22 protein-coding genes are annotated in these 25,346 nt (G+C 56.0%); 10 read left to right on the plus strand and 12 right to left on the minus strand.

Annotated elements, in window-relative coordinates:
* Positions 1-5 precede the first annotated feature (5 nt).
* Entirely contained in the window at positions 6-1,046 is a 1,041-nt protein-coding gene (mgrA, locus tag EDF82_RS15730) for an L-glyceraldehyde 3-phosphate reductase (RefSeq protein WP_123756467.1), read from the minus strand.
* Between the two features lie 147 nt (positions 1,047-1,193).
* On the opposite strand from mgrA, the gene yghX reads away from it, so the two are divergent.
* The gene (yghX, locus tag EDF82_RS15735; RefSeq protein ID WP_123756932.1) at positions 1,194-2,081 is read left to right on the plus strand and encodes a YghX family hydrolase; all 888 of its coding nucleotides are present in this window, start codon (positions 1,194-1,196) and stop codon (positions 2,079-2,081) included.
* A 147-nt stretch (positions 2,082-2,228) separates the two neighbouring features.
* On the plus strand, positions 2,229-2,516 hold the full coding sequence (locus tag EDF82_RS15740) for a DUF2623 family protein (protein ID WP_123756468.1): 288 nt from the start codon (positions 2,229-2,231) through the stop codon (positions 2,514-2,516).
* A 34-nt stretch (positions 2,517-2,550) separates the two neighbouring features.
* On the opposite strand, the gene yghU is transcribed toward EDF82_RS15740, so the two are convergent.
* Positions 2,551-3,417: a glutathione-dependent disulfide-bond oxidoreductase gene (gene yghU, locus EDF82_RS15745; RefSeq protein WP_123756469.1), complete on the minus strand. Its 867-nt coding sequence runs from the start codon at positions 3,415-3,417 to the stop codon at positions 2,551-2,553.
* Between the two features lie 153 nt (positions 3,418-3,570).
* The gene (locus EDF82_RS15750) at positions 3,571-4,131 is read right to left on the minus strand and encodes a thioredoxin domain-containing protein (RefSeq protein WP_123756470.1); all 561 of its coding nucleotides are present in this window, start codon (positions 4,129-4,131) and stop codon (positions 3,571-3,573) included.
* Positions 4,132-4,230: 99 nt separating this feature from the next.
* Between EDF82_RS15750 and EDF82_RS25670 the strand changes: the two genes are divergently transcribed.
* From EDF82_RS25670 to EDF82_RS15760, 3 genes are all read left to right on the plus strand, one after another.
* Complete coding sequence (locus EDF82_RS25670) at positions 4,231-4,335, plus strand: hypothetical protein (protein ID WP_315970249.1); 105 nt, start codon at positions 4,231-4,233, stop codon at positions 4,333-4,335.
* A gap of 75 nt (positions 4,336-4,410) precedes the next feature.
* The gene (gss, locus tag EDF82_RS15755) at positions 4,411-6,282 is read left to right on the plus strand and encodes a bifunctional glutathionylspermidine amidase/synthase (RefSeq protein ID WP_123756471.1); all 1,872 of its coding nucleotides are present in this window, start codon (positions 4,411-4,413) and stop codon (positions 6,280-6,282) included.
* A gap of 116 nt (positions 6,283-6,398) precedes the next feature.
* Positions 6,399-7,580 carry a PLP-dependent aminotransferase family protein gene (locus EDF82_RS15760; protein WP_123756472.1) on the plus strand — a complete coding sequence of 394 codons (1,182 nt, stop codon included), beginning with the start codon at positions 6,399-6,401 and terminating at the stop codon, positions 7,578-7,580.
* 166 nt (positions 7,581-7,746) lie between these two features.
* Here the strand turns inward: EDF82_RS15760 and EDF82_RS15765 are convergent, their stop codons facing one another.
* The 7 genes from EDF82_RS15765 to EDF82_RS15795 form a co-directional block, all read right to left on the minus strand.
* A complete protein-coding gene (locus tag EDF82_RS15765) occupies positions 7,747-7,935 on the minus strand; it encodes a hypothetical protein (RefSeq protein WP_123756473.1) in 189 nt (62 codons plus the stop codon).
* A gap of 170 nt (positions 7,936-8,105) precedes the next feature.
* Positions 8,106-10,025 carry a tyrosine-protein phosphatase gene (locus EDF82_RS15770; RefSeq protein WP_123756474.1) on the minus strand — a complete coding sequence of 640 codons (1,920 nt, stop codon included), beginning with the start codon at positions 10,023-10,025 and terminating at the stop codon, positions 8,106-8,108.
* A gap of 315 nt (positions 10,026-10,340) precedes the next feature.
* Positions 10,341-11,141, minus strand: a complete 801-nt coding sequence (locus tag EDF82_RS15775; protein ID WP_123756475.1) for a hypothetical protein — start codon at positions 11,139-11,141, stop codon at positions 10,341-10,343.
* 127 nt (positions 11,142-11,268) lie between these two features.
* Positions 11,269-12,801, minus strand: coding sequence for a DHA2 family efflux MFS transporter permease subunit (locus EDF82_RS15780; protein ID WP_123756476.1), 1,533 nt, complete (start codon positions 12,799-12,801; stop codon positions 11,269-11,271).
* Positions 12,802-12,810: 9 nt separating this feature from the next.
* Positions 12,811-13,827, minus strand: a complete 1,017-nt coding sequence (locus EDF82_RS15785; RefSeq protein WP_123756477.1) for an HlyD family secretion protein — start codon at positions 13,825-13,827, stop codon at positions 12,811-12,813.
* Between the two features lie 315 nt (positions 13,828-14,142).
* Positions 14,143-15,525, minus strand: a complete 1,383-nt coding sequence (locus EDF82_RS15790; RefSeq protein ID WP_123756478.1) for an aspartate aminotransferase family protein — start codon at positions 15,523-15,525, stop codon at positions 14,143-14,145.
* Between the two features lie 48 nt (positions 15,526-15,573).
* Positions 15,574-17,064: an aldehyde dehydrogenase gene (locus EDF82_RS15795; RefSeq protein ID WP_123756479.1), complete on the minus strand. Its 1,491-nt coding sequence runs from the start codon at positions 17,062-17,064 to the stop codon at positions 15,574-15,576.
* Positions 17,065-17,595: 531 nt separating this feature from the next.
* Between EDF82_RS15795 and EDF82_RS15800 the strand changes: the two genes are divergently transcribed.
* The 5 genes from EDF82_RS15800 to argE all read left to right on the plus strand — a co-directional run bounded on the left by EDF82_RS15800 (position 17,596) and on the right by argE (position 22,386).
* On the plus strand, positions 17,596-18,525 hold the full coding sequence (locus tag EDF82_RS15800) for a LysR substrate-binding domain-containing protein (RefSeq protein WP_123756480.1): 930 nt from the start codon (positions 17,596-17,598) through the stop codon (positions 18,523-18,525).
* A gap of 315 nt (positions 18,526-18,840) precedes the next feature.
* The gene (locus tag EDF82_RS15805; protein WP_123756481.1) at positions 18,841-20,106 is read left to right on the plus strand and encodes an NAD(P)/FAD-dependent oxidoreductase; all 1,266 of its coding nucleotides are present in this window, start codon (positions 18,841-18,843) and stop codon (positions 20,104-20,106) included.
* A gap of 29 nt (positions 20,107-20,135) precedes the next feature.
* The gene (locus EDF82_RS15810; RefSeq protein ID WP_123756482.1) at positions 20,136-20,558 is read left to right on the plus strand and encodes a RidA family protein; all 423 of its coding nucleotides are present in this window, start codon (positions 20,136-20,138) and stop codon (positions 20,556-20,558) included.
* Between the two features lie 9 nt (positions 20,559-20,567).
* Complete coding sequence (locus tag EDF82_RS15815) at positions 20,568-21,242, plus strand: DUF1028 domain-containing protein (protein ID WP_123756483.1); 675 nt, start codon at positions 20,568-20,570, stop codon at positions 21,240-21,242.
* Positions 21,235-22,386, plus strand: coding sequence for an acetylornithine deacetylase (gene argE, locus EDF82_RS15820; protein ID WP_123756484.1), 1,152 nt, complete (start codon positions 21,235-21,237; stop codon positions 22,384-22,386). The genes EDF82_RS15815 and argE overlap by 8 nt, the downstream gene beginning before the upstream one ends.
* 171 nt (positions 22,387-22,557) lie before the next feature.
* Here the strand turns inward: argE and EDF82_RS15825 are convergent, their stop codons facing one another.
* On the minus strand, positions 22,558-23,961 hold the full coding sequence (locus EDF82_RS15825) for a cytosine permease (protein ID WP_123756485.1): 1,404 nt from the start codon (positions 23,959-23,961) through the stop codon (positions 22,558-22,560).
* Between the two features lie 759 nt (positions 23,962-24,720).
* The gene (locus EDF82_RS15835; protein ID WP_123756486.1) at positions 24,721-25,323 is read right to left on the minus strand and encodes a short chain dehydrogenase; all 603 of its coding nucleotides are present in this window, start codon (positions 25,321-25,323) and stop codon (positions 24,721-24,723) included.
* Positions 25,324-25,346: the final 23 nt, after the last annotated feature.

A 25,346-nucleotide genomic window follows, 5' to 3' on the forward strand; every position in this document is an offset into this window, starting at 1 on the left:
GTTTCTTATTGATCCGACGACGTTTGCCATAAATTGAGCTGCCCGTCGGCCACGTGCTGGTCAATCCGCGCCAGCTCTTCTGCACTGAAGGTCAGGTTTTGCAGCGCCTGAACGTTCTCCTCAAGCTGCTGCGGACGACTGGCGCCAATCAGTACCGAGGTCACCCGCGAGTCCTTCAGCAGCCAGCTGAGGGCCATCTGGGCCATACTCTGGCCACGGCTATTCGCCATCTCCTGCAATAACCGCAGGCTGTTGAGGTTGGCCTCGCTGAGCATATTTTCCGTCAGCCCGCGCGCCCGTTTCCCTTCGTAGAACATCCGCGACCCCTCCGGGATCTGCTGGAGATATTTGCCGGTCAGCAAGCCCTGCGCCAGCGGCGTAAAGGCGATGCAGCCGACGCCATTCTCCTCCAGCGTATCCAGCAGCCCGCTGGTGTCGACCCAACGGTTAAGCAGGTTGTAGGAGGGCTGGTGGATCAGCAGCGGGATCTTCCACTCGCGCAGCAGCGCCGCCATCTCCCGGGTGCGCTCCGGTGAATAGGAGGAGATCCCGACATACAGCGCTTTACCGCTCTGTACCGCCTGCGCCAGCGCGGCGGCGGTCTCTTCCATCGGGGTGTTTTCATCGACGCGATGCGAATAGAAAATATCGACGTAATCCAGCCCCATGCGCTTCAGGCTCTGGTCGAGGCTGGAAAGCAGGTATTTGCGTGAGCTGCCGTTGCCGTAAGGGCCGGGCCACATGGAATAGCCGGCTTTCGTCGCGATGATCAGCTCATCGCGGTAGGCGGCGAAATCCTCGCGCAGCAGGCGGCCAAAGTTTTCTTCAGCGCTGCCGGGCGGCGGCCCGTAGTTATTGGCCAGATCGAAGTGGGTAATCCCCAGATCAAACGCTTTGCGCAACAGCGCACGCTGGTCATCCAGCGCGTGACCGTGGCTGAAGTTGTGCCACAGTCCCAGCGACAACAGGGGCAGCTGCAGACCGCTTTTGCCGCAGTAGCGGTACTGCATCTGGTCGTAGCGGGTAGGGGCGGCTAACCAGGACATGTTCTCTCCTCATGAATTAAAACGTTGTTTCTATTTTATCTGGTATGGCACTCTGGTGACGTTTGCTGGATCACAATGCGTAAGATTGCTGGCGACATAGTGAGCTTATGCTTTGCTTAATAGGGCTTCATTTCCGGAGAAAAGATGATGACGCGACTGACGGCGAAAGATTTTCCGCAAGAGTTACTGGAGTATTACGACTATTACGCGCACGGCAAAATTACCAAGCGGGAGTTTTTGCAGCTGGCCGGTAAATACGCCGTCGGCGGCATGACCGCGCTGGCGCTGTTTAACCTGCTGAAACCCAACTATGCGCTGGCAGAGCAGGTGCTGTTTACCGACCCGGATATTCGTGCGGAATATATTCGCTATCCCTCTCCCGACGGCCACGGCGAGGTGCGCGCTTATCTGGTGGTGCCGACCACCGCGACCGTGAAACCGGCATCGGTGATTGTGGTGCATGAGAATCGCGGCCTGAATCCCTATATTGAAGATGTTGCCCGGCGGGTGGCAAAAGCCGGCTATATCGCGCTGGCGCCGGATGGCCTGAGCTCCGTGGGTGGCTATCCCGGCAACGATGACGAGGGACGCGAGCTGCAGAAAAAAGTCGATCCGCAGAAGCTGATGAACGATTTTTTTGCCGCTGTCGCCTTTATGGAAAAGCATCCGCAGGCGAGCGGCAAGGTGGGGATCACCGGTTTTTGTTACGGCGGCGGAGTGTGCAATGCCGCCGCGGTCGCCATCCCGGAGCTGGCCTGCGCGGTGCCGTTTTATGGCCGTCAGGCGCCGGTCGCCGATGTTGAAAAAATCCATGCGCCGCTGCTGCTGCACTATGGGGAGCTGGATAAGCAAATCAACGCCGGATGGCCGGCCTATGAAGCGGCGCTGAAGGCGCACAACAAAGTGTACGAAGCCTACATCTATCCCCAGGCGAATCACGGTTTTCACAACGACTCCACACCGCGCTATGACCGCGAGGCCGCCGAACTGGCCTGGAAACGGACGCTGGCCTGGTTCGATAAATACCTGAGCTAACGTTGCCGGAAAATTGCCAGAAATAGCGCTAACGCTGGCTCAAAAAATCGCTATATAATTTTATATATAACGATTAGGAGCCTATCCCAGTAGGCGTACATTGTTGCAGCCAACTTGGTCACAAAATAGCCTGATGGGGAGGCAGAGATGGATAACCACTTCGGCAAAGGACTCATGGCGGGGCTCAATGCCCCCCAGGCGGAAAGCGCCAGTAAGGCGGCCAGTTTTTGCGCCGACTATAAGCGCGGGTTTGTGCTGGGCTATTCGCAGCGCATGTTTGAAAAAACCGGCGATCGCCAGCTTAGCGCCTGGGAAGCCGGGATCCTGACCCGTCGCTATGGCCTCGACCGTAATATGGTGATGGACTTCTTCAAAGAGGGGCAATCCTGTACGGCGGTGCGTTACTTTATGGCGGGGTACCGGCTGGAGAGTTAACTACCGAAGGCCGCAGCCTTCGGTAGGCGTTCGGCTATGCCTGGCGTTTGTCTTCGGTCAGGGTATCGAAGTCGCTGGCATCATGGCGTTCATGCAGCTGCTCGTTAAGCGGGCCGTTGGTACGGTTAACGATGCGCCCACGCTTCACCGCCGGACGATTAGCGATATCCTGCGCCCAGCGCAGAACGTTTTTATAGCTGCCGGCATCGAGGAATTCCGCGGCGTTATAGGCGCCACCGAGCACCACGTTGCCATACCACGGCCAGATGGCCATATCGGCGATGGTGTACTCTTCCCCGGATACATAGCGGGTGCGGGCCAGCTGTTTATCCAGCACGTCGAGCTGGCGTTTGGCTTCCATCGTGAAGCGGTCGATCGCGTACTCGATTTTCACTGGCGCATAATGATAGAAGTGCCCAAAGCCGCCACCCAGGAACGGGGCTGAGCCCTGTAGCCAGAACAGCCAGTTCAGGGTTTCGGTTCGCCCGGCGGGATCTTTTGGCAGGAAGAAACCAAACTTCTCGGCGAGATAGAGCAGGATGCTGCCGGATTCAAACACGCGGGTTGGCGGGGTGGTGGAGTGGTCGCTCAGCGCCGGGATTTTTGAGTTAGGGTTCACCTCAACAAAACCGCTGGAGAACTGATCCCCTTCGCCGATGCGGATCAGCCATGCATCATATTCCGCACCGCTCACGCCCAGCGCCAGCAGTTCTTCCAGCAAAATCGTCACTTTCTGGCCGTTTGGCGTGCCCAGCGAGTACAGCTGTAGCGGATGTGTGCCTACCGGCAGCGTTTTTTCGTGAGTGGCGCCGGAGACGGGGCGGTTGATGTTGGCGAATGCTCCACCGTTGCCTTGCTTCCATTCCCACACTTTCGCGGGTTGGTAATTATTCTCTGACATGATGACCTGCCTTTTTAGTGAGAGATTGAGGGAGTGTAGCAGGAGTTAGATGTCGGGTTTAACCGTCTGAGGCTTAGAGGCTAGTCCATTAGGCTCTTAGTGCGGGGGAAAATTCCCCGGCAAGCGCCGCTCACCGGGGAACAGGGCAGAGGCTCAGGCCATAATCCGCGCGGCCCACACGCTAATATCGTCTCCGCTGCCGAGATCCGGCTGCACCAGACCGTTAACCATAAAGGTCGGCGAAACGTGGATGCCGTTCTGCCGGGCATATTTGCTGTGCCATTTAATTTCCGTCTGCAGCTCAGGACGGGCAAAGGCGGTGGACAGCAGCACCTGGCTGTAGCGCTCGATGCGCTGGACAATCTGCTGCGGCGTGGTGTCCATATTCGGCCCGCTACAGTGGTCGGTAAACTCAAACTCTTCGCGATGGTCGGCGACCGCTCTTAGCACTCTGAGCGCCTGCTCTCTGCCGTGCGGCAGCGTCGATGCGGCAAGAATACAACGCACGATCACCCCCGAGAACAGATGCCAGGGCTGAGACTGCAGACGAATTTTGATCGTCACATTATCGGCGCCGACTTCGTCCAGCAGGTCGTCCAGTTTCCTGAACGCCTTGACGGAATAGGGGCAGGTTGGCTCCAGGAAAACCTCAAATGTCCGTGGACCGTGGCCCCAGACCAGCGGCTGAGCCTGCAGATGCGGTTGTGTGCTCATACTCAACTCCTGATGTTGTTTTGTTATTCGTTGTTTTTTCCCTGAAAAACCCGGATTGTTATCAACGGCGTGCAACCTGAAGTATGACGGGGAGAGGTTATCAATAACGATATCACTTTTACCCGAGGGCGCAGGGTTATTTTCCCGCAGGGCACGATCGGTGAATCCAATGAGTGGTATCATCATCCCACCTCTGTCTGGTAAGTGCCTGCGGCAGGATAAGAAGAGGGAGTTTTGTTCCGCCAACTGCCCAGGCTGCATTAATTTGAGGTCAGGCTAATGAGCAAAGGATCGACAAGCAGTGATGCCCCTTTTGGTACATTGTTAGGCTACGCGCCGGGCGGCGTAGCAATCTATTCATCGAATTACAGCAGCTTAAATCCGCGAGACTATCCGGATGACGCGACGTTCCGCAGTTATATCGGTAGCGAGTATATGGGGCACAAATGGCAGTGCGTCGAATTCGCGCGTCGCTTTTTGTTCCTCACCTACGGCTTTGTCTTTACCGATGTCGGCATGGCCTATGAAATATTCTCCCTGCGCTTCCTGCGCGAAGTGGTGAATGACAATATTCTACCGCTCCAGGCCTTCGCCAACGGCTCTCAGCGCCCGCCGATGGTTGGATCGCTGCTGATCTGGCAAAAAGGCGGTGAGTTTAAACATACCGGCCACGTCGCGGTGATCACGCAGCTGGTGGGCAATAAGGTCAGAATCGCCGAGCAAAACGTTATCCATACGCCGCTGCCGCAGGGCCAGCAATGGACCCGCGAGCTGACGCTGGAGGTGAAAAATGGCCTCTACACCATCAAAGACACCTTTGCCGATACCGAAATATTAGGCTGGATGATTCAGACCGCCGATACCGAGCACAGCCTGCCGCAGCCGGTGCTGCCGGGTGAGGCGATGGCTATCCGCGGCGCAAGACTGCCGAACAAAGGCCAGTTCCGCGGCCACTGGCTGAACGAGAAAGACTCGCTGCAGAAAGCCTACGTCGCCGCCAACGGCCACGTCATTAATAAAGACCCCTACCAGTATTTCACCATCACCGAAAGCGCCGAGCAGGAGCTGATCAAAGCGACCAACGAGCTGCATTTGATGTACCTGCACGCCACCGACAAAGTGATGAAAGATGACAACCTGCTGGCGTTGTTTGATATCCCCAAAATCCTCTGGCCGCGTTTGCGCCTCTCGTGGCAGCGCCGTCGTCATCATATGATTACCGGCCGCATGGATTTCTGTATGGATGAGCGCGGGCTGAAGGTCTATGAGTACAACGCCGACTCCGCCTCCTGCCATACCGAAGGCGGGCTGATCCTCGAGCAGTGGCTGAAGCAGGGATACTACGGTACCGGCCATAATCCGGCGGAAAATCTGCTTGATGAGCTGGCGGGGGCGTGGAAGCACAGCCGTGCTCGTCCGTTCGTGCACATCATGCAGGACAAGGATCTGGAAGAGAACTATCACGCCCAGTTTATCCAGCGTTCGCTGACTCAGGCAGGCTTTGAAAGCAAGATCCTGTTCGGCCTCGATGAACTGCACTGGGATACCGCCGGACAGTTGATCGACGGCGACGGACGACTGGTGAACTGCGTCTGGAAAACCTGGGCCTGGGAAACCGCCATCGAACAGGTGCGTGAAGTGAGCGCCGATGAGTATGCCGCCGTGCCGATCCGCACCGGACATCCGCAAAACGAGGTGCGGCTGATCGACGTCCTGCTGCGTCCTGAAGTGCTGGTGTTTGAGCCGCTGTGGACGGTGATCCCCGGCAACAAGGCGATTCTGCCGGTGCTGTGGTCGCTGTTCCCGAACCATCGCTATCTGCTGGATACCGACTTTGTGGTCAATGAAGAACTGGCGAAAACCGGTTATGCGGTGAAACCGATCTCCGGCCGCTGCGGCAATAACATCGACCTGATTGGCCCGAAAGACGAAGTGCTGGATAAAACCAGCGGGCAGTTTGTCGATCGTAAAAATATTTACCAGCAACTATGGTGCCTGCCGAAGGTGGATGGTAAATACATTCAGGTATGTACGTTTACCGTGGGCGGCAACTACGGCGGGACCTGCCTGCGTGGCGATGATTCTCTGGTGGTCAAAAAAGAGAGTGATATCGAGCCGTTAATTGTGCTGAGCGACAACGATAACCGTTAACCTCAACCCGGACTGAACGATACGTACTGAAGCCCCGGCCAGCATCGCACGGCCGGGGAATATGCAGTAAGAAACAGATAACACATCACAACAACAAGACAGAAAAGGAAAATAGCATGCACGATAGGCGACTCGCCGTCCGCGCGGGTGAACTCAAGCCCTCCGCCGTTCGCGAACTTCTCAAGCACAGTAAGCTCCCCGGCGTTATCTCGCTGGGCGGCGGCATTCCGGCTCCGGAACTTTTTGATACCGAAGGTCTGAATCTGGCGGTGCAGCAGGTGATGAGCGGGCGCTTCAACGATGCATTCCAGTATGGGCTGACCGAAGGCTACCCGCCGCTGCGTCAGGCCGTGAGCGAACTGTGCCAGGCGCGCGGTGTTGCCTGCCAGGCCAGCCACGTCTATATCACCTCCGGTTCGCAGCAATCGCTGGATATCGTGGCCCGCACGCTGCTCGATCCGGGCGATGCGATCGTGGTGGAGCGTCCGACCTATCTGGCGGCGTTGCAGGTATTCCAGCTGGCGCAGGCCAATATTCTCAGCGTGGATACCGACGATAACGGGATGCTGGTTGAGCAACTGGCCGATCTGCTGGCCACCACGCAGGTGAAAGCGGTCTATCTGGTGCCGACCTTCGGTAACCCAGGGGGAAAAACCCTGAGCGACGATCGCCGCCGCCGTCTGGTTGAGCTGGCGAAGCAGCACGATTTTGTCATCATCGAAGATGACCCCTACGGTGAAATCAGCTTTACCGATGAAGTCCGCCGTCCGCTGTATCAGCACGCGGTGGAACTGGGCTGTGAAGATCAGGTGGTCTACACCTCGACGTTCTCCAAAATCCTCGCGCCGGGGATGCGTATCGGCTGGATCGTCATGCCGGACTGGCTGGCGCACCAGACGGTGATCGTCAAGCAGGCGGCGGATCTGCATACCAATATGCTGTCGCAGGTGATCACCGCGGAATACCTGGCAATGAACCGGCTGGATAGCCAGATCGCGCTGATCCGTGAAGATTATCGTAAGAAGTGTGTGGCGCTGGCGGATGCGCTGGAATCGCGCCTCGGAGAGCACATCGAGTTCAGCCGACCGCAAGGCGGTATGTTCCTGTGGGCCCGTTTCCGTTATCCGTTTGATACCATGGCATGGTTGCAGAAAACGCTGGAAAACGGCGTGGTGTACGTCCCGGGCGAAGCGTTCTATCACGACAATCCGGACACCCGCACGCTGCGTCTGTCTTATTCTACGGTGTCGGAAGAAGGGCTGATGACCGCCGTCGAACGTCTGGCGAAGTCGCTGTAGGTCTGAATCATTAACTCCGCGCCGCCGGGCGGCGCAGAGTTTTAATATGGTTTAATCGCTTTCGGCAATACGATCATCAAGCCAAATCAGCATTAATGAAGAGAGAAAGGCCACGGCAAGCGTGCCAATAAAGAGCCACATAAAAGAATCCCTCAGAGGTGTTTTATTATTTTTCTGCTGTTACCGGTGAGTGGTGGTTGGTGTTGCGCATGGTCACTTTGGTCGTATTCTGGGACGTCGCGAGGGTGAAGAAATCATCAGCATCAATATCAAAATTCAGAACAATTTCCCGGTAATTCCCGCAGTGAATTAATTCCTTTGCTTCTTGCATACTACTGGCTGTTATTGTCGGCATCGTCTTATCTCGTATGAAAACTGGTTAGCAAAGTAAGAGCTTGTGCATATCAGATCAACTCTTTTTTGATAGCGGTGAGAAATAGACTATTTCCTTATTATTACAAAGGAAAATAGCCGGCGAGAGAAATGAACGGGGCAAAACGTCATTTAACGCTCTGCCCCGGTGCGTTAAAAGGCGTAAGCCACGCTGAGGTTTCCGCTGTAGCCGTGGCTGTCTCCGCCGCTGGCGATTTCCGCCTGGCCGCCAAGATTCAGGCTCAGCGCCCCGCGGGTGAGGCCAATATTGGCCCCGGCGTTAACGATATCGCGGCTATCATAGGCAGAATGCTGCCACACCTCATAACGATAGACCTGGCCACCGGTGCTGACCGACGGGCCGCTGAAGAAGTGCTCGTAGCCGATATTTACCGCCGGCGAGAGCGTCCAGCTGCCGAGGCTGTGCGGGTTAAAGGCGAGATTCACCCCGGCCAGCCCGCTGCTGCTGTTTTCACTCACGCTATCGACGTCCAGCGCCAGCTCGCTGCCGCTTTCGTGGAAGGCATCCATGCGCAGATGGGTGAGCCGGGTGCCGATGGAGGATTCCACGCTGACCGCCTCAAACGCGCTGACGTAACCCAGGCGCAGCGTACCGCCCACCACCTGACCGTGGGTATCGCCGGAGGCGGTGCCTAACCCGCCATTCAGCCGACGGGTGCTGCTGTAATCGACCCAGCCAGCGTTAAGGTCAGCGGCGGCAAAAGGACCATGGGCGAGATCCTCGAAGGCGTAACGCGTACCGATCCCTACCAGCGTGGTGTTGGCGTCGGCTTCCGCGTTGGCGCTGCTCAGCGAGCCCCAGCTATAGCCTACGGTGCCGTAAGCGCTGAGCTGCGCGTTCACCCGTTGGGTATAGCCCAGCAGCGTCCCGGTGGAGTGTTCGTTGCTGCTGGCGGCACGGGAAGAACCATCGGTCCCCAGATAGCCGTTCAGCGCGGTCAGCCAGAGCTTACCTTCGCCGTCCCGTAGCTGACGGCTGTCGGTATTCGGCGCCAGCGCCTTGTCCAGTCGCGAACCGCTGCGCAGCAGATAGCTGGCGGTATCGGCATAAATCTGCCCGCCAACCTGCGATTCCACGCCCCCGAGCGTCCCGGCATCGATCGCCGATTGCAGGTAGTTGTTGTAAGCCGTGTAGTGGCCGGACAGCTCGCTATTTTGTAGCGCATTCAGCAGCGCTGCGCCCTGGGCGGCGTTGCCGCGTAGCGCGCTCTGACCCGGCAGCTGCGCATAGTGAACCATTTTGCCGCGCAGCACGTAGATAGTCTCCTGTGACAGCCCCAGCCCTTCCTTGAGGTAATTATCTACCGTGCCGTATTGCGAGGTGATCTCATCGAGACCGGCCTGCAGATAGCTGGCATCGACGCCAAGCAGCGGCTCGTAGATCGCCGCCATCGCCGGTGGCATCGCCGCGAGAGTCGCCGCAATCCGCTGGCGGGTATAGTCATTGGTCGCGAGGTAGTTTTCCATGATGGTGGCGCTATCGACGCCGGCAATGCTCAGCAGCATCGCCGCGGTCCAGCCGGTCCGGTCTTTGCCGGCGGTGCAGTGAAACAGGGCGGCGCCATCGGCGCTGGCTAAATCGTTAAACAGGGTCGTGAACTGCGCGCGCATTCCCGCATCGCTGACGAACGAGACGTTAGCCTGCTGCATCATGGCTTTCGCGGCGGCAGCGCTGGTGACGGACACGCTGGTGATGTTGCTGCCGGAGGTGCCGCTCCCGATGATGTCGATGTTGGTATAGGTGGCGCCGTCCGGCAGCACGTCCGGGGCGCTGGCGATTTCGCTGGGGGTACGTAAGTCATAAACGTCACTGATCCCCAGTGAACTGAGCGTCGCCTGGTCCGCGGCAGAGAGCGTCAGCGCGTTGGCGCGATAAAACACTCCGGTGCGCATGGTGCCATCGTGGCTGGTGGTATAAACCGAGGTCGTCCCCGCGATATCGCGGAAATTATCAATGCTGGAGAGTATTGGGGTATTAATCGGCGTAGCGTAGAGCGCACCTGAAAGGGTGCTGGCGACCAGAGACAAAGAAAAAGGAATATAGCGATTCACAATGAGCCTCAGTTATATATGGGGTGAAACTGACTTTTTGTTGAGGCCTGGAAATATAGGTGTGAATTGTTGCAGAATTATTTCTGCCTGAGATTTTATGATTCGCAACAACCCGTTATGTGAAATGTTCGGGGGATTAAAAAACAAAATAGTGAGCTATTTTTTAATTTATCGCTATTTTTAACGGGGGTCCCGGCGGTGGAAAAGCAGAATGTTGTTTTATCCAATCGTTAGCCAGCTAATCCTTCGTTGTTGCGGTAATTGCGGGGGAATAGTGGGGGAGTGGTGGAGGCCGTCGTGGCCTCCACCGCAGGATCACAGCTGATATTGCCAGCCGAGCAGGATGCGCTTGTCCGCCTCATCCAGATAGGTATTGTTATCCTGAACATAGGTCATCACTTTGACCGAGTTATGTTCCGTCAGGTTATAGCCAAGGCCGATACCGGCAAAGTAGCCTTTGTAGTTGTCGCCGGCATCGTTCTTCGAACCGTAGGATCCCGCCAGAAAACCCAGCAGGCGCAGATTTTCGCTAAGTGGCTTCAGCGCGAATGCCCCCAGATAGCCGCTACTGCCGGTCACATTGGTGGACTCAAAACCGTTAGCTGGCGATGGCATACCGTCAAAACCCGGCTGTGAACAGGCCTTGTGTTTATCGGTATTACACGCCATGTGGTCGCCATCGTTATAGGTATATCCCGCCATCGGGAAGATCTGGAAGCCGGCCGGCTCGATACCAAAGAAACTCAGAGGGATAAAGGTGCCGACGGAATAGTTGGTTTGCGATGAATCATCGGGAAACTCATTTTTACCAAAGTTGAAATTCAAAATCCCAATCGGAAATAACCATGAGCCACCGACGCGCCACTCTGAAGCATCGCTATTGACCCGGACGTTCAGTTTCTTGACCTGATCGAAGGCCAGAGAGCCTGAGAATGAGACGTTGCTGTCGTTCATCTCATAGTTATCGGACCAGGAGACCCCGACTTTGGTGGTGACTTTGGTCGGATCGTCCGCTGATTTTTCAGCGTTGGTTTTAACTTCTCCCGCCTTAGCGAAAGGAACACCGGAAAACAGCCCGATGCACAGGGTAAAAAGGGGGAGGTATTTCATTTGCATTACTAATATCCAGAGTGAAGATCAACACGTCTTAATTAAACGACAACCAATAACTGTACAGGTCGTAGCGTATTTTAAGGCATGGATTTACATTTAATTTTGAATTTTACCGGTGGTATTAAATATATTAGTTGTTCTTAACAACAGATGGCCGAGAAAATAAAAACACCAGCGGTAACAACAGAAAACACAAGAACATCATCAGGCGGAAATCCTGATAGTAAGCCAGCACCGTCGCCTGACGCGTCACTTCGCCGTTGATGGCCAGCAGCCCCGGCAGATGATGAATGTTGTACGCGCCGGACTGCATATCATGCTGCAACGCCTTATTGAACGGGTTAATAAAGCCGGAGAAGGTCATGTGGTTACGCTGGACCTGCTGCGCCAGGTAGGTGGTCACGACCGAAATCCCGATACTGCTGCCGATATTGCGGATCAGCGAATAGAGCGAGGTCCCTTCGGTACGATACTGCGCGGGCAGCGTCGAGAAGGTCAACGTGGAAAGCGGCACGAAGGTTAACCCCATCCCGATCCCCTGGACCACGCCGGAGCTGATAATATCCCACGGGCTCATCCACATGGCGTAACGCGTCATCATCCACAGGGAAAACGCCATGATCACGATACCGACGCTAATCACGTAACGCATGTCGACCTTGCCCGCGATACGCCCGACCAGCATCATGCTTAGCATGGTGCCAAACCCGCGCGGGGTCATCAGCAACCCGACGTCAATCACCGGATAGCCCATCATGCCTTGCAGCAGCGGCGGCATTAGCGCCATCGTTGCCAGCAGGATCGTCCCCACCACAAAGCTGAACAGCAGGCCGACGACAAAGTTCTTATCGTGGAAAATCCCCGGGTCGATAAACGGCTTTTTGATGGTGAAGATATGCACCACGAACAGATAGAGCGCCAGCGCGGCCAGTACCGCCTCGATAATAATTTCACCGCTGGAAAACCACTCTTTTGACTCGCCGCGGTCGAGAAACAGCTGCAGGCTGCCGATGGCGACGCTGAGGAAAAAGAATCCCAGCAGGTCAAACTTCCGCGTACGGTCGACGGGGGTTTCGCTGACGAAGGTGCTAATGCCCAGCCAGGCCAGAACACCAAAAGGAATGTTGATATAAAACACCCAGCGCCAGCTGTAATACTCGGTTAACCAGCCGCCCAGCGCCGGGCCAAGAATCGGACCGACCATCACCCCCATGCCCCACATGGCCATGGCGGAACCATGTTTCTCCGGCGGCCAGCTGTCCAGCATCACCGATTGCGACAGCGGCACCAGACTGGCGCCAAATATCCCCTGCAATAAACGGAACAACACGATCTGGTTGAGCGTCTGCGCGGCACCGCACAGCATCGAGGCGATCGTAAAGCCAATCACCGCAATGACAAACAGACGCTTACGCCCGATACGCGCGGAGATAAACCCGGTCAACGGCATGGCGATGGCCGCCGCGACGATATACGAGGTCAGTACCCACGAAGTCTGGTCCTGGGTGGCCCCCATGGCGCCCTGCATATGGGGCAGGGCAACGTTGGCGATGGTGGTATCCAGCGCCTGCATAATCGTCGCCAGCATCACCGAAAAGGTGATCAGCAGGCGACGGTCAACGGCGCTGTTTTTCGGCGGCGCAGCCGCAATCACATCAGACACGGTTCCCCCTTACGACGCGCTGTTGACGTCAGATTGGGTATCGATTTTGATCGCCGCGCTCAGGCCAGCACGAAGCTGCGGCTGTTGGGCGTCAGTTTGCAGACGAATACGTACCGGGACACGCTGGGTGACTTTGACCCAGTTGCCAGTGGCGTTTTCGGCCGGGATCACCGAGTATTCCGCGCCGGTCGCCGGGCTAATGCTGCTCACTTTGCCGTGCCAGGTCACCCCTGGGGCGTAATCGACATTAATTTCTGCCTGCTGGTTATTGCGGATATGCGCCAGATCTTTTTCCGTGAAATTCGCTTCGATATATAAGTTCTTATCGGAGACTAATAACATGGTGGTGGTGCCGTTCTGCACATATTCGCCTTTCTGCAGCACTTTGGTAATGGTGCCGGAGGCCGGGGCATATTCCTGCACGTGCGACAGATTATTTTTGGCGGTATTTAACTCGGCCAGCGCCTTTTTATAACGCGGGTGTTGTTCAACCGGCATTGCAATATCGCCGCCAAAGCTATCCGCCACTTCCTGCAGCTGTTTTTTAAGCATGTTGACTTCCAGCGCCATCAGCAGCGTTTTTTGATGGGCGCCATCGAGATCCGAGGCGGAAACATAGCCAGGCCCGTTCAGACGATGCAGACGGTCTTCCTCACGCTGGGCATACTGGTGCTGACTTTGCGACACCGCGATATTCGCCAGCTTGCTTTGGTATTGCGATTTGATGGTGTTCAAATCGATAACGGTAGTATTCAGGTCGGACTCTGCCTGGGCGACAGCCAGCTGATAGGGCTTCGGATCGACGCTAAACAGCAGGTCGCCTTTATTAACGTGCTGGTTCTCTTTCACCGCGACATTTTCAACCCGGCCAGCGACTTCCGCGCTAATGCCGGTTTTATCCGCTTTGACGTACGCATTATCGGTTTCGACGTAACGACCGTTGGCTAAATAATACCAGCCACCCGCGGCCAGCCCCAGAGCAGGCACAACCAGTAACAGCATGACACGCAGTTTTTTAATATTCATATTGTCGATCTCTTCATTAAACAGGCTCTAAATATCCCGATAGTGAGCGACCCAGGATGCCCGGTATGTGAATGTTGATGGCACGCGATGACATGCGATGTGAACCATCGGTGCCTTGCAGGGATAATTGATGAATGGCGAACGGCTACCGCAAGGTGTCGTTGATAACGGGTAATATAATTAGCACGCTTATTATAAACTAAGCACCTCGTGCTATTAGCTGTTTAAAAATAAACGCCGGGCGCGGGGGAAATGACGCTGGAAATAGTGATGAGCCCGCGGTGAAGCGGGCTTGGGGAAAAGCAGCAGAGGGGGTTACAGCAGGCCGATCTCTCGGGCGGTGCGGTCGACGGCTTTTTTAGTCTTCTCAACCAGCTCATCCAGCTCGCTGTGGCTGGCGATAAGCGCCGGGGCCATGATCATGCGTCCCAGGGTCGAGCGGATAATCACGCCTTCCTCAAAGCCGATGGTCCGGCAGCGCCAGGCCAGATCGTTTTCATTGGCAAAGCGTTTGCGGGTCTGCTTGTCTTCGGCGAACTGCAGGGCCGCGACCAGGCCTGCTCCCTGGATTTCACCGATCAGCGGGTGGTTGCCAAACACTTCGCGCAACGTCTTTTGTAAATAGGGACCGCTGTCGTTACGCACTGTCGTCACCCACTGCTCATCCCGCAGCGCTTTGAGGTTGGCGATGGCGACAGCGGCAGCCACCGGATGGCCGGAGTAGGTCAGACCGTGGGCGAACACGCCGCCTTTCTCGACCAGCACGTCGGCCATGCGCTTGCTCAACACCAGGCCGCCCATCGGTACGTAGCCGGAGGTGAGTCCTTTGGCAATGGAAAGGGTATCCGGTTCGAAGCCAAAATATTGGTGGGCGAACCACTCGCCGGTTCGGCCAAAGCCGCCGATGACTTCGTCGGCACACAGCAGCACGTCATGTTTCCGGCAAATGCGTTGAATCTCAGGCCAGTAGCTTTCCGGCGGGAACACCATTCCCCCGGCGCCCTGGAACGGCTCGGCAATAAAGCCGGCGACGTTCTCTGCCCCCAGCTCCAGAATTTTCTCTTCCAGCTGGCGGGCGCAGCGCAGCCCGAACTCCTGCGGCGTCAGGTCGCCGCCGTGCATATACCAGTAGGGTTCATCGATGTGGGCGACGTCGGGGATCATCCCACCCATGGTGTGCATCGCTTTCATGCCGCCGAGGGCTGTGGCGGCAAGGGTTGAACCGTGATAGCCATTCCAGCGGCCAATCATCACCTTTTTCTGCGGCTTATCGAGGATCTGCCAGTAGCGACGCACGGTGCGGATCAGCACTTCATTCGATTCGGAACCGGAGTTGGTGTAGATGGCATGGCTGTAGTGGCCGGGCAGCAGGCTGAACAGCAGTTCGGACAGCTCGATGACCGTGGGGTGCGTGGTGTGAAAGAACATATTGTAATAGGGCAGTTTGGCGAACTGTGCCGCCGCGGCATCCGCCAGATCCTGACGGCTGTAGCCCAGTTGGGTGCACCACAGCCCGGACATGCCATCGAGGTATTTATTACCGTCGTTGTCCCACAGGTGCAGGCGCTCGCCGCGCACCATCACGCGCGCCCCTTCGGCATTCAGCGCTTTCTGGTCAAGGAAGGCATGGATATGGTGTGCGGCATCTGCGCTTTGATACTCGGTGGTAGAGCGCGTCGGGCGAACAGAATCGATCATTTTTTTCTCCTTTAAGCGGAATCAGCGCGCGGCAATGGCCGCTGCCTGCTAGCGAAACTGGAACCAGGTGGTTTTAAGCTGGGTGAATTTGTCGAAGGCGTGCAGCGACAGATCCCGGCCAAAGCCAGACTGTTTATTGCCGCCAAATGGCACCGTGACATCCAGCGCATCGACGGTATTGACCGACACCGTTCCGGCGTTAAGACGCCCGGCCACGCGGTGCGCACGGTGCAGGTCATCCGTCCAGACTGAGGCGGCGAGGGCGTAAATATGGTTGTTGGCCAGATGGACCGCCTGCTGCTCATCATCAAAAGGCAGGACCGCCAGCACCGGGCCGAAAATTTCCTCTTTCCACAGCGGCATCTCTTCGCTGACCGTTTCCAGCAAGGTGGGCTGTACGTAGTTGGCAACCCCGTCAATCTCAACCTGCTGGCCGCCGGTGAGCACGTGAGCGCCCGCCTGTTCAGCACAGCGGATAGCGTCGATCACCTTCTGCGCATGCGCGGCGCTGACCATGGCGCCCATTTTGGCCTGAGGATCGAGCGGGTGAGCCGGTGCCCAGGCCTGCATTTTTACCTGTAGCCGGGCGATGAATTCAGCGTAGATCGGGCGTTCAACCAGCAGGCGCGAGTTGGCGGAGCAGACCTCGCCCTGGTTAAAGCAGATGCCAAATGCGGCTTTTTCGGCGGCCAGATCGAGATCCTGGCAGTCGGCAAAGATGATATTGGCGCTTTTACCACCGCACTCCAGCCACACCTGCTTCAGATTGGATTGCGCGGAATAGGCCATAAAGGCCTTTCCGACGGCGGTCGAACCGGTGAAGGTGATCACGTCGATGTCGTGATGCAGCCCAAGCGCGGTGCCGGCTTCGGTACCGAGACCGGTGACCACGTTCAGCACGCCAGGCGGCAGACCCGCTTCGAGGGCCAGTTCGCCCAGGCGCAGCGCCGAGAACGGTGAGTTTTCGGACGGTTTCAGAATCACGCTGTTGCCGGCGGCCAGCGCAGGCCCCAGTTTCCAGCAGGCCAGGTCGAGCGGAAAGTTCCACGGGACGATGGCCGCCACGACGCCTACCGGCTCGCGGGTGAGGGTGGCCAGCGAACCTTTGCGGGTGGGGGCGACCTCGTCGTACATTTTGTCGATGCTCTCGGCGTACCAGGCGATGACGTGCGCGGCGCCGGGAATATCGATATTCAGCGCATCGTTGACCGGTTTGCCCATGCTGGCACTCTCCAGCAGCGCCAGCTCTTCACGGTGTTCGAGGATCAGCGCGGAGAGCCTGAGCAGCACGGTTTTACGTTCCTGTGGCGACAGCCCTGACCAGACGCCGGCGTTGAAGCTATCGCGGGCCGATTTCACCGCAAGATCGATATCTTCCGCCTGCAGCGCGGTGACCTCCGCGAGTACGGTATTGGTCGCCGGGTTGATCGCCGGGCACACCGCGCGGCTGTGGGCGAAGCAGGGGCGGCCATCGACGATCGCGTGGCTGATAAAGCGTTGCTCCCGCAGTTTATGCTGCCAAAAGTTTCTGTCAGACATCCGACTCTCCCTTAATGTGTTGCTTGTTTGTTATTTATTTGTTGCCGTTAATTCATGATGCAGGAGGGGAGGACGACGAGAAAGGACTAAAAATCTAGGTAACCTCCATAAAAAACTGTGTTAGTCCCGCTGGCGGGAAATAGCCGCGAATTCACGGGGCGACGGTGACGGGGATGACTGTCGCGAGAATCGCCGTGAAAGGTTTTTAATGTATTGTATTTAAGGTAATTATTTTATTTTTCTTCACGATTTTGTTTATTGCCACAGGCGTGCTTTGACAATATTTAATATTGTCTTTCATGTCATTAGATTATAAAAAAAATAGCGATGAGCTTAATATCGGGCAGGCTGGGTACCGCTTGATGGTCGTCGGCGTGCCATTGTGCGGCAGCTGTCTGTTAATTTTTTGTAAAAATCAGACCCGTGTCGGATTGTTGATCTTTTTCCGCTGGCGGGGTTGCGGGGGCAGGGGAGCATCGTTTAATGCTAACGAGCTTATCTCTCTGAGAATAAAAAATAAGGTACTCCCCGATGCCCCACTTCACCCTGAAACAGCTGAAATACTTCGTGGCCGTTGTCGAAGCCGAGAGTATTGCCGAAGCCTCCCGACAGCTGCACATCGCGCAACCGTCCGTCTCCATTGCGGTAAAAACGCTGGAAGATATGTTTGAGCAACAGTTTTTTATTCGCCACCATGCCCAGGGCGTGTCGATGACCCCCAGCGGGCAGCGCTTTTATGAGAAGGCCAAAGAGCTGCTGCGCCTGGCGCATCAGTTTGAGCAAAATTCGAAAGCGGATAACGAACTGGTCTCCGGCATTATTTCGCTCGGCTGTTTTGAAACTGCGGCGCCGCTCTATTTGCCCGCGCTGATTGCCGGGTTTAAAAAAATCTATCCGGATATCACCATTAAAATTTACGACGGCGAACAGCATGAAATCGCCCACGGCCTGCATCGCGGTCGCTTTGACCTGGCGTTTCTGTATGACCTGGAGCTGGATACCTCCATCCAGACGGAGAGTCTCAACGCACCGCAGAAACCCTATGCTCTGCTGCCAGCGAACCATCCGCTGGCGCAGCGGGCGACGGTGAAGCTCGCCGATCTGCATGCCCTGCCGATGGTGCTGCTGGATGTGGTGCCGAGCCGCAACTATTTTATCAGTATTTTCAAAGATAAAGGCTACAACCCGCAGGTTGCCTATAGCTCGCCGTCGATTGAAATGGTGCGCTGTATGGTCGGCCAGGGGCTGGGCTTTTCGGTGCTGGTGACCCGCCCGGTGTCGGACGTGACCTATGATGGCCAGCGGGTGCGCTGCGTCGAGATTCAGGATGAGATGGCCAACTCCACGCTGGTCATGGCGCATCTGCGCAGCAGCGAGCCAACCAAACCGACGCAGCTGTTTATGGAATATTGCCGTCACGCGGTGCTCAGCCCGCCGGACGTCGAGGCAAAGGTAGCCTGACCCCCAAAAGACAGCCGTCTGATTATTTTAAACAGACGGCTTAAATATAAAAAAACGAGGCTCTTAACCTATTTTTTATTGCTTGAGCGTTGGCGCATTATTTTTATTTCACGACTTTTATTGAGCTGTTTCAGGCCCGATATCCTGCGGTTTTTTATATTTATTCAGACTATTCAAGGTGCTGCACTCTGCATCACTATTTTATTCTCAGGTTCTAAATTTATAATAATTTACCTGTTTGTTACGGTTTATTAACCTCGGTCCTGCGCAGTGGTTTATTCCTGGCGATTGAACACCATTCGAAGGACACATGTTATGACCGTAGAAAAAACAAATATTGATACGCTGATTGTGGGCGGGGGCCAGGCCGGTATTGCCATGAGCGAGCATCTGACGAAGCTTGGCATTTCACATCTGGTGATCGAGAAAAACCGCATTGCGGAAGCCTGGCGTACCGGGCGTTGGGACTCGCTGGTGGCGAATGGTCCGGCGTGGCATGACCGCTTTCCCGGCATGGAGTTTAAGGGGGGGGATCCCGACAGCTTCATTCCCAAGGAGGGGGTAGCGGAATATTTTGAAGATTACGTCAGGGAATTTGCGCTGCCGGTGCGTACCGGGGTGGAGGTCAAGAGCGCGGTACGCAACAGCGGGCGTCCGGGATTTACCATCGAAACCACTGATGGCGTGATTGAAGCGCAGCGCATTGTGGCGGCGACCGGGCCCTTTCAGAAACCGGTGATCCCGGCGATTGCGCCGAAAGAGAGCGAGATCCATCAGATCCACTCTGCCCGCTACTACAACCCCGAACAGCTGCCTGCTGGTGGGGTGCTGGTCGTCGGGGCGGGTTCCTCCGGGGTACAGATTGCCGACGAACTGCAACGTGCGGGCCGCCAGGTCTATCTGTCCGTTGGCGCCCACGACCGTCCACCACGCGCTTACCGCGATCGCGATTTCTGCTGGTGGCTGGGGGTGCTGGGCATGTGGGATGCGCCTGCCAGCGCGCCGGGGAAAGAGCATGTCACCATCGCGGTAAGCGGCGCCCACGGCGGACATACCGTCGATTTCCGCCAGCTGGCGCAGCGCGGCATCACCCTGGTGGGGCTGACCAAAGCCTTTGAATCCGGTACGGCCACCTTCCAGGCGGATCTGTGTGACAACATCCGTCGCGGAGATGAAAACTACCTGGCGCTGCTGGATGCTGCGGATCGCTACGTTGAGGCAAACGGCCTCGATCTGCCGCCGGAGCCACAGGCGCGCGAGTTTTTACCCGACCCGTCGTGCATGACGACACCGATTCTGTCACTGAATCTCGCCGATGCCGGGATCACCACCATTATCTGGGCGACGGGCTATGCGGTGGATTACAGCTGGCTGAACGTCAACGCTTTCAATGAGCAGCGTCGGCCGCAGCATCAGCGCGGTGTCTCCAGCGAACCGGGGGTCTATTTCCTCGGATTGCCGTGGCTGTCACGCCGTGGCTCAACCTTTATCTGGGGCGTCTGGCATGACGCAAAACACATTGCGGACCATATCGCCACCCAACGCAAATACAGCCAGTACCAGTCCGCCGGTCAGCGCTGAACATTCGCCCATTGAACAGGATAAACAAGATGCCAACCCATACCCGTATTCGCATGTTTAACACCAAAGAGACCTACCCGAATCAGAGCCTGGATAACGATTTATGCCAGGCGGTTCGCGCCGGCAATACCGTCTATGTTCGTGGTCAGGTGGGGACCGATTTTTCCGGGAACCTGGTGGGGCTGGGCGACCCGCAAGCCCAGGCCGAGCAGGCGATGAAAAACGTTAAACAGCTGCTGGAAGAGGCCGGCAGCGAGCTGTCGCACATCGTGAAAACCACCACTTACATTATTGACCCGCGCTACCGCGAGCCGGTGTATCAGGAAGTGGGCAAGTGGCTGAAGGGCGTCTTCCCGATCTCCACCGGGCTGGTGATTTCCGCGCTGGCGCAGCCACAGTGGCTGATGGAGATCGATGTGATTGCCGTGATCCCTGATGATTACGTGAAATAAGGAGCCACCATGACCTTTTCTATTGCTGCTTATTGCCCGGAAAGCGGGCAGTTTGGTATTGCTATCAGCTCCTCCAGCATTGCCGTCGGCGCGCGTTGCCCGTGGCTCCAGGCCGGCGTGGGGGCGGTGTCCAGTCAGAATATTACTTTACCGGCGCTGGGGCAGATCGCCCTGGCCCAGCTGGAGCAGGGCGTTGAGCCTGAAAAGGCCCTGCGCCGCGCGCTGGCGGAGGATGATTTCAGCCGTTACCGGCAAATTATCGCCATCGATGCCAACGGCAAAACAGCCTCGTTCAGCGGGGATAAAACCCTCGGGATTTACCACGTTGCCGAAGGGCAGAGCTGTATCGCCGGCGGCAATATGCTGGCCAGCCCGTCGGTTGTTGAGGCGATGGTGAGCGGATTCGAGCGTAGCGAAGGCGAAATGGCGATGCGGCTGATTGCCGCCCTGAAGGCCGGACTGGCCTGCGGCGGTGAGGCCGGCCCGGTGCATTCTGCGGCGGTGAAAGTGGTGGATGACTACTCGTGGCCGCTGGTCGACCTGCGGGTGGACTGGAGCGATGACGATCCCATCGGGGAGCTTTCCACGCTCTGGCAGGCGTATGAACCGCAGATGCAGGCCTATATCACGCGTGCGCTCGACCCGCGGGAGGCCCCCAGTTACGGAGTGCCGGGCGATGAATAATCAGGCGACAACGATACTGGCAACGCTACTGGCTTTTGATACCACCAGTCGCGAATCCAATCTGGCAATGATCGACTACATAAACCGCTTTCTGAGCGGTTTTGGCATTGAATCCCGGCTGTTTTTTGACGAGGAGGGTAAAAAGGCGAATCTCTATGCTCGTCTGGGGCCACCGGGGCCGGGCGGGGTGATGCTCTCCGGTCATACCGACGTGGTCCCGGTTGACGGGCAGCGCTGGACGGTCCCTCCTTTTGAACTCACCCTCCGCGACGGCCTGTGCTACGGCCGTGGCAGCAGCGATATGAAGGGTTTTATCGCCTGCGTTCTGGCCTCCGTGCCCGCGTTTCTCGCCCAGCCATTAACCATGCCGCTGCATCTCGCCTTCTCGTATGATGAGGAGGTGGGCTGCCTGGGCGTCCGGAGCCTGGTCAACCACCTGAAAGCCTCAACGGAGAAGCCCGCGCTGTGCATTATCGGCGAGCCCACCGGGATGCGCCCGGTATATGGCCACAAAGGCAAGTTAGCGATGCGCTGCCATATTCACGGCAAGGCCTGCCATTCGGCCTATGCCCCGGAAGGGGTGAATGCCATTGAGTATGCAGCGAAGCTGATGACCCGATTAGGCGTGCTGGGTGAAAAGCTGGCGCTGCGCCAGGATGCGCGTTTCGACCCGCCGTACAGCACGGTGCAGGTGGGGCTAATTAGCGGCGGCGCGGCGCTGAATATCGTGCCTGAACGCTGCCAGTTCGATTTTGAAATTCGCCATTTGCCGGATGTCTCCCTCGACGAAACCCTTTCCGGGCTGCAGTCCTATGCCGAAGAAGAGCTGGTACCGGCGATGCGTGCGGTTGCGGAGGACGCCACGATTCGCTTTCATCCCCTCAGCCAGTATCCAGGCCTGCTGAGCGACCCGCAGTCGGCGTTTGCTGGTTGGCTGGCGCAGTGGGCGGGAAATGCTGACTTTGCTACCGTCGCATTTGGTACCGAAGGCGGTCTGTTTGACGAGGCGGGCGTGGCGACGATGATCTGTGGGCCGGGCAGCATGGAGCAGGGGCACAAGCCGGATGAATTTATTGCGCTGGCCGAACTGGAGAAATGCCTGGCGATGTTAGATAACCTGCGCCACTGGATGGCCGTCTCCTGACTATAACGATAACGATAAAGCGCCCATTATTGGGCGCTTTTTTTTCCTCTTTTTCTCGTTTAGCGCGGGATATTTCCGCGTGCCATATTCTGCTGGTCGTGGGAAACCGTGGGTAAAAAAAACTCCGGAGGGTATCCGGAGTCAGGAATAAACACTGAGGGAATGTATTGCTTAAGCTTTCTCTTTAGCAAAAGCCATCTTCTTGACAGTCTTCGCTTTCGAGAGCGTGTAATAGACAGGTGAAACCACCAGCAGACCAATAATCCAGGATAAATCAGCCCCGCCAATTGATAACGCAATCGGGCCGGTATATATAGCCGTTGACATAAACGGCACTTCTACCGCAATACCTAATAAATAACAGAAGATGGCGGTCGCATTAAAATAACCGTAGACGCCGCCATCACGTTTGAAGAACGATTCAACATCATATTCACCGTGGGCGACCAGGTAATAATCCACAAGGTTAATGGCGGTCCATGGCACCAGGACATACAACAGCACGGTAATAAAGTTGGTATAGATTAATAAGAAGTTTTCCTGACCATAAATTGCCAGCGCGATTTCGAGGAGCATCGTCAGAATCGCGGTAATGATTCTGGCCCGCGCCATCGGCGACCAGCCATCAATAAAGGTCTGGCCCAGGGTCAAGGTACAGAGCACGCCGCAGTACAGCATCATTGAGTTGGTGGCGGCGATCCCTAAGGCCAGAACCACAATCACCACCGCACCCATGCCGCCGGTGAGGTCGATAATGCCTTGAATAATATCATCATTACCAATGCAGGTGGCGACCAGCACCCCGAGGATCATCGGCAGATATGAGCCTAAAATACAGCCAAAGTAGCTGGCGTAAAACACGCTCTTGTCGTTGGTGCTGTAGGGCATATAGCGTGAGTAATCAGAGACATACGGTGCGTAGGCCAGCTGCCACAGGGCGGCAATGGAGACGGCCCCGAGGAAGCCGACGCCGTTAAAGCCGCCGCGATCGAGAAAATCGACCGGCAGTCCGTGCACAAAGACGATCCATAAAAAGGTCGCCGCCAGCACAATCCCTGAAATCCACGACATTATTCTGGCGTAGGAGTGGATGATTTTATAACCAAAAATGGTTGCGAATAAGCTGAGCGCACCTACCACAATAATACCGATATCTGAGTTCATCGGTTTATAGATAGCATGCATGGATTGCCCGCCTAATACCAGGCTGGAGGCGGTAAAGCCGATATACATTAATACGACTATCGATACCACCAGCACGGAACCATAGGAGCCGAACTGACCTTTGGTTTGTACCATTTGCGGCACGCCCAGTTTAGGCCCCTGAGCAGAATGTAGCGCCATAAACAGGCCACCAACCAGGCTGCCGATAAGTAATGCAATCACTGACCAGAAAAATGAAAGATGGAAAATAGTGACGGACATGGCACCGGTAATAACGGTGAGCAGCATAATATTAGAACCAAACCAAATGGTAAAAAGATCGCTGGGTTTACCGTGTCGCATATTAAGGGGAATGGGTCTTATGGTATTACTTTCAAGATTTTCAACAGGCACAGATTGATGTTTAGTCATGGCGCTCTCTCATCACTGCGAGGCTAAGTCAGCGTTATACCCGTCATACTTCAAGTTGTATGGGCGTTGGCGTTACTCGTTCACCCCAGTCACTTACTTCAGTAAGCTCCCGGAGATTCTCTGCGTCGCCGCCTGCCTACAACGCGAATTATTTAGGGTATAGATGGATATTCCAATGAGGAGTACAGCTAATCTACTCATCATAACATTTCGTTTACCATTGTCACAATCTCGCAGCATTTAAGAAATTATTAAAAATGTCTAACGTCGATATAAAAAAAATGCTTTACCTCTGTCCTGGCGCCTGATTCAACGGCGCGAATAAACCCGAAAAACCATTTTGCAGCGGTTTCTGCTATCTAAAAGGCGATTTAATAATTAACTCGCTGGAAGGTTATTTTCAGGCAGATAAAACTCCGCCTCGGTGAAAATTGTCCGGAATGATTGGTTGTCAGCCACGGTATAAAAGGCCTGGTTATTCTGTGGAGAATTTGTGGCGGATGTCTGCACCATGATTTTTAAAGATAAGAATTGTTATTTTCAAATAAATCAATGAATTGGTTTGTTTCCTGAATAGGGTGAATTGAAGCGGGATGCGGCAGCGGAAATTAAGAATGCGAAAGCGCTCACACTCCGCGCTATTTAGTGAGAGTGTGCAGCGGATCAATATTTAAAACATGTGTTGTTTAACCGGGCTGGTAAAAGCGGCCTGTCAGCCGGGAGCGTCTGGCTGGCCGTCGCTCCCGGTGATGGAGTGAATCAGTAGCCGACGGTGTAGATCCGCCCAGTCTGCACCCCTTCCACGCTACGGCGATAGGCCCTGGCGACGGTTGCGGCGGGAATGCTGTCGAAGCCGGGGAAGAAACTGTCATAGGTCGCGAGCGATTCCGTCAATACGGTGGGGCTTATCAGGTTAATGCGGATCCCGCGCGGTAGTTCGCAGGCGGCGGCGCGGACAAATCCTTCCAGTCCGGCGTTCACCGTGGTGGCGTTGACGCCCTGGGCAATCGGTTCGTGAGCGACAATCCCGCTGACCAGGGTAATCGAGCCGCCATCATTCAGGTAGTGCTGCCCGGTCAGCGCCAGGCGAATTTGCCCCAGCAGCTTATCCTGCAAACCTTGATTGAAATCCTGGTCGGTCATGCTGGCCAGCGGACCAAAGAACAGATTGCCGGTGGCCGAGACGATGGCATCGACCTGGCCGATGTTTTCAAACAGCGCTTCAACGCTTGACTGCGAGGTGATATCAACCTGGAAATCGCCGTGGGTACGACCCACGCGAATCACGTCATGTTGGTGACTCAGTGCTTCACTGACCGCCTGTCCGATGGTACCGCTGGCTCCGATAACGATGATTTTCATGGCTGGCTCCTTATCTGTGGTGA

Origin of the sequence: Klebsiella sp. BIGb0399, from assembly GCF_003752615.1 — a bacterium.
GTDB lineage: Bacteria > Pseudomonadota > Gammaproteobacteria > Enterobacterales > Enterobacteriaceae > Klebsiella > Klebsiella lignicola.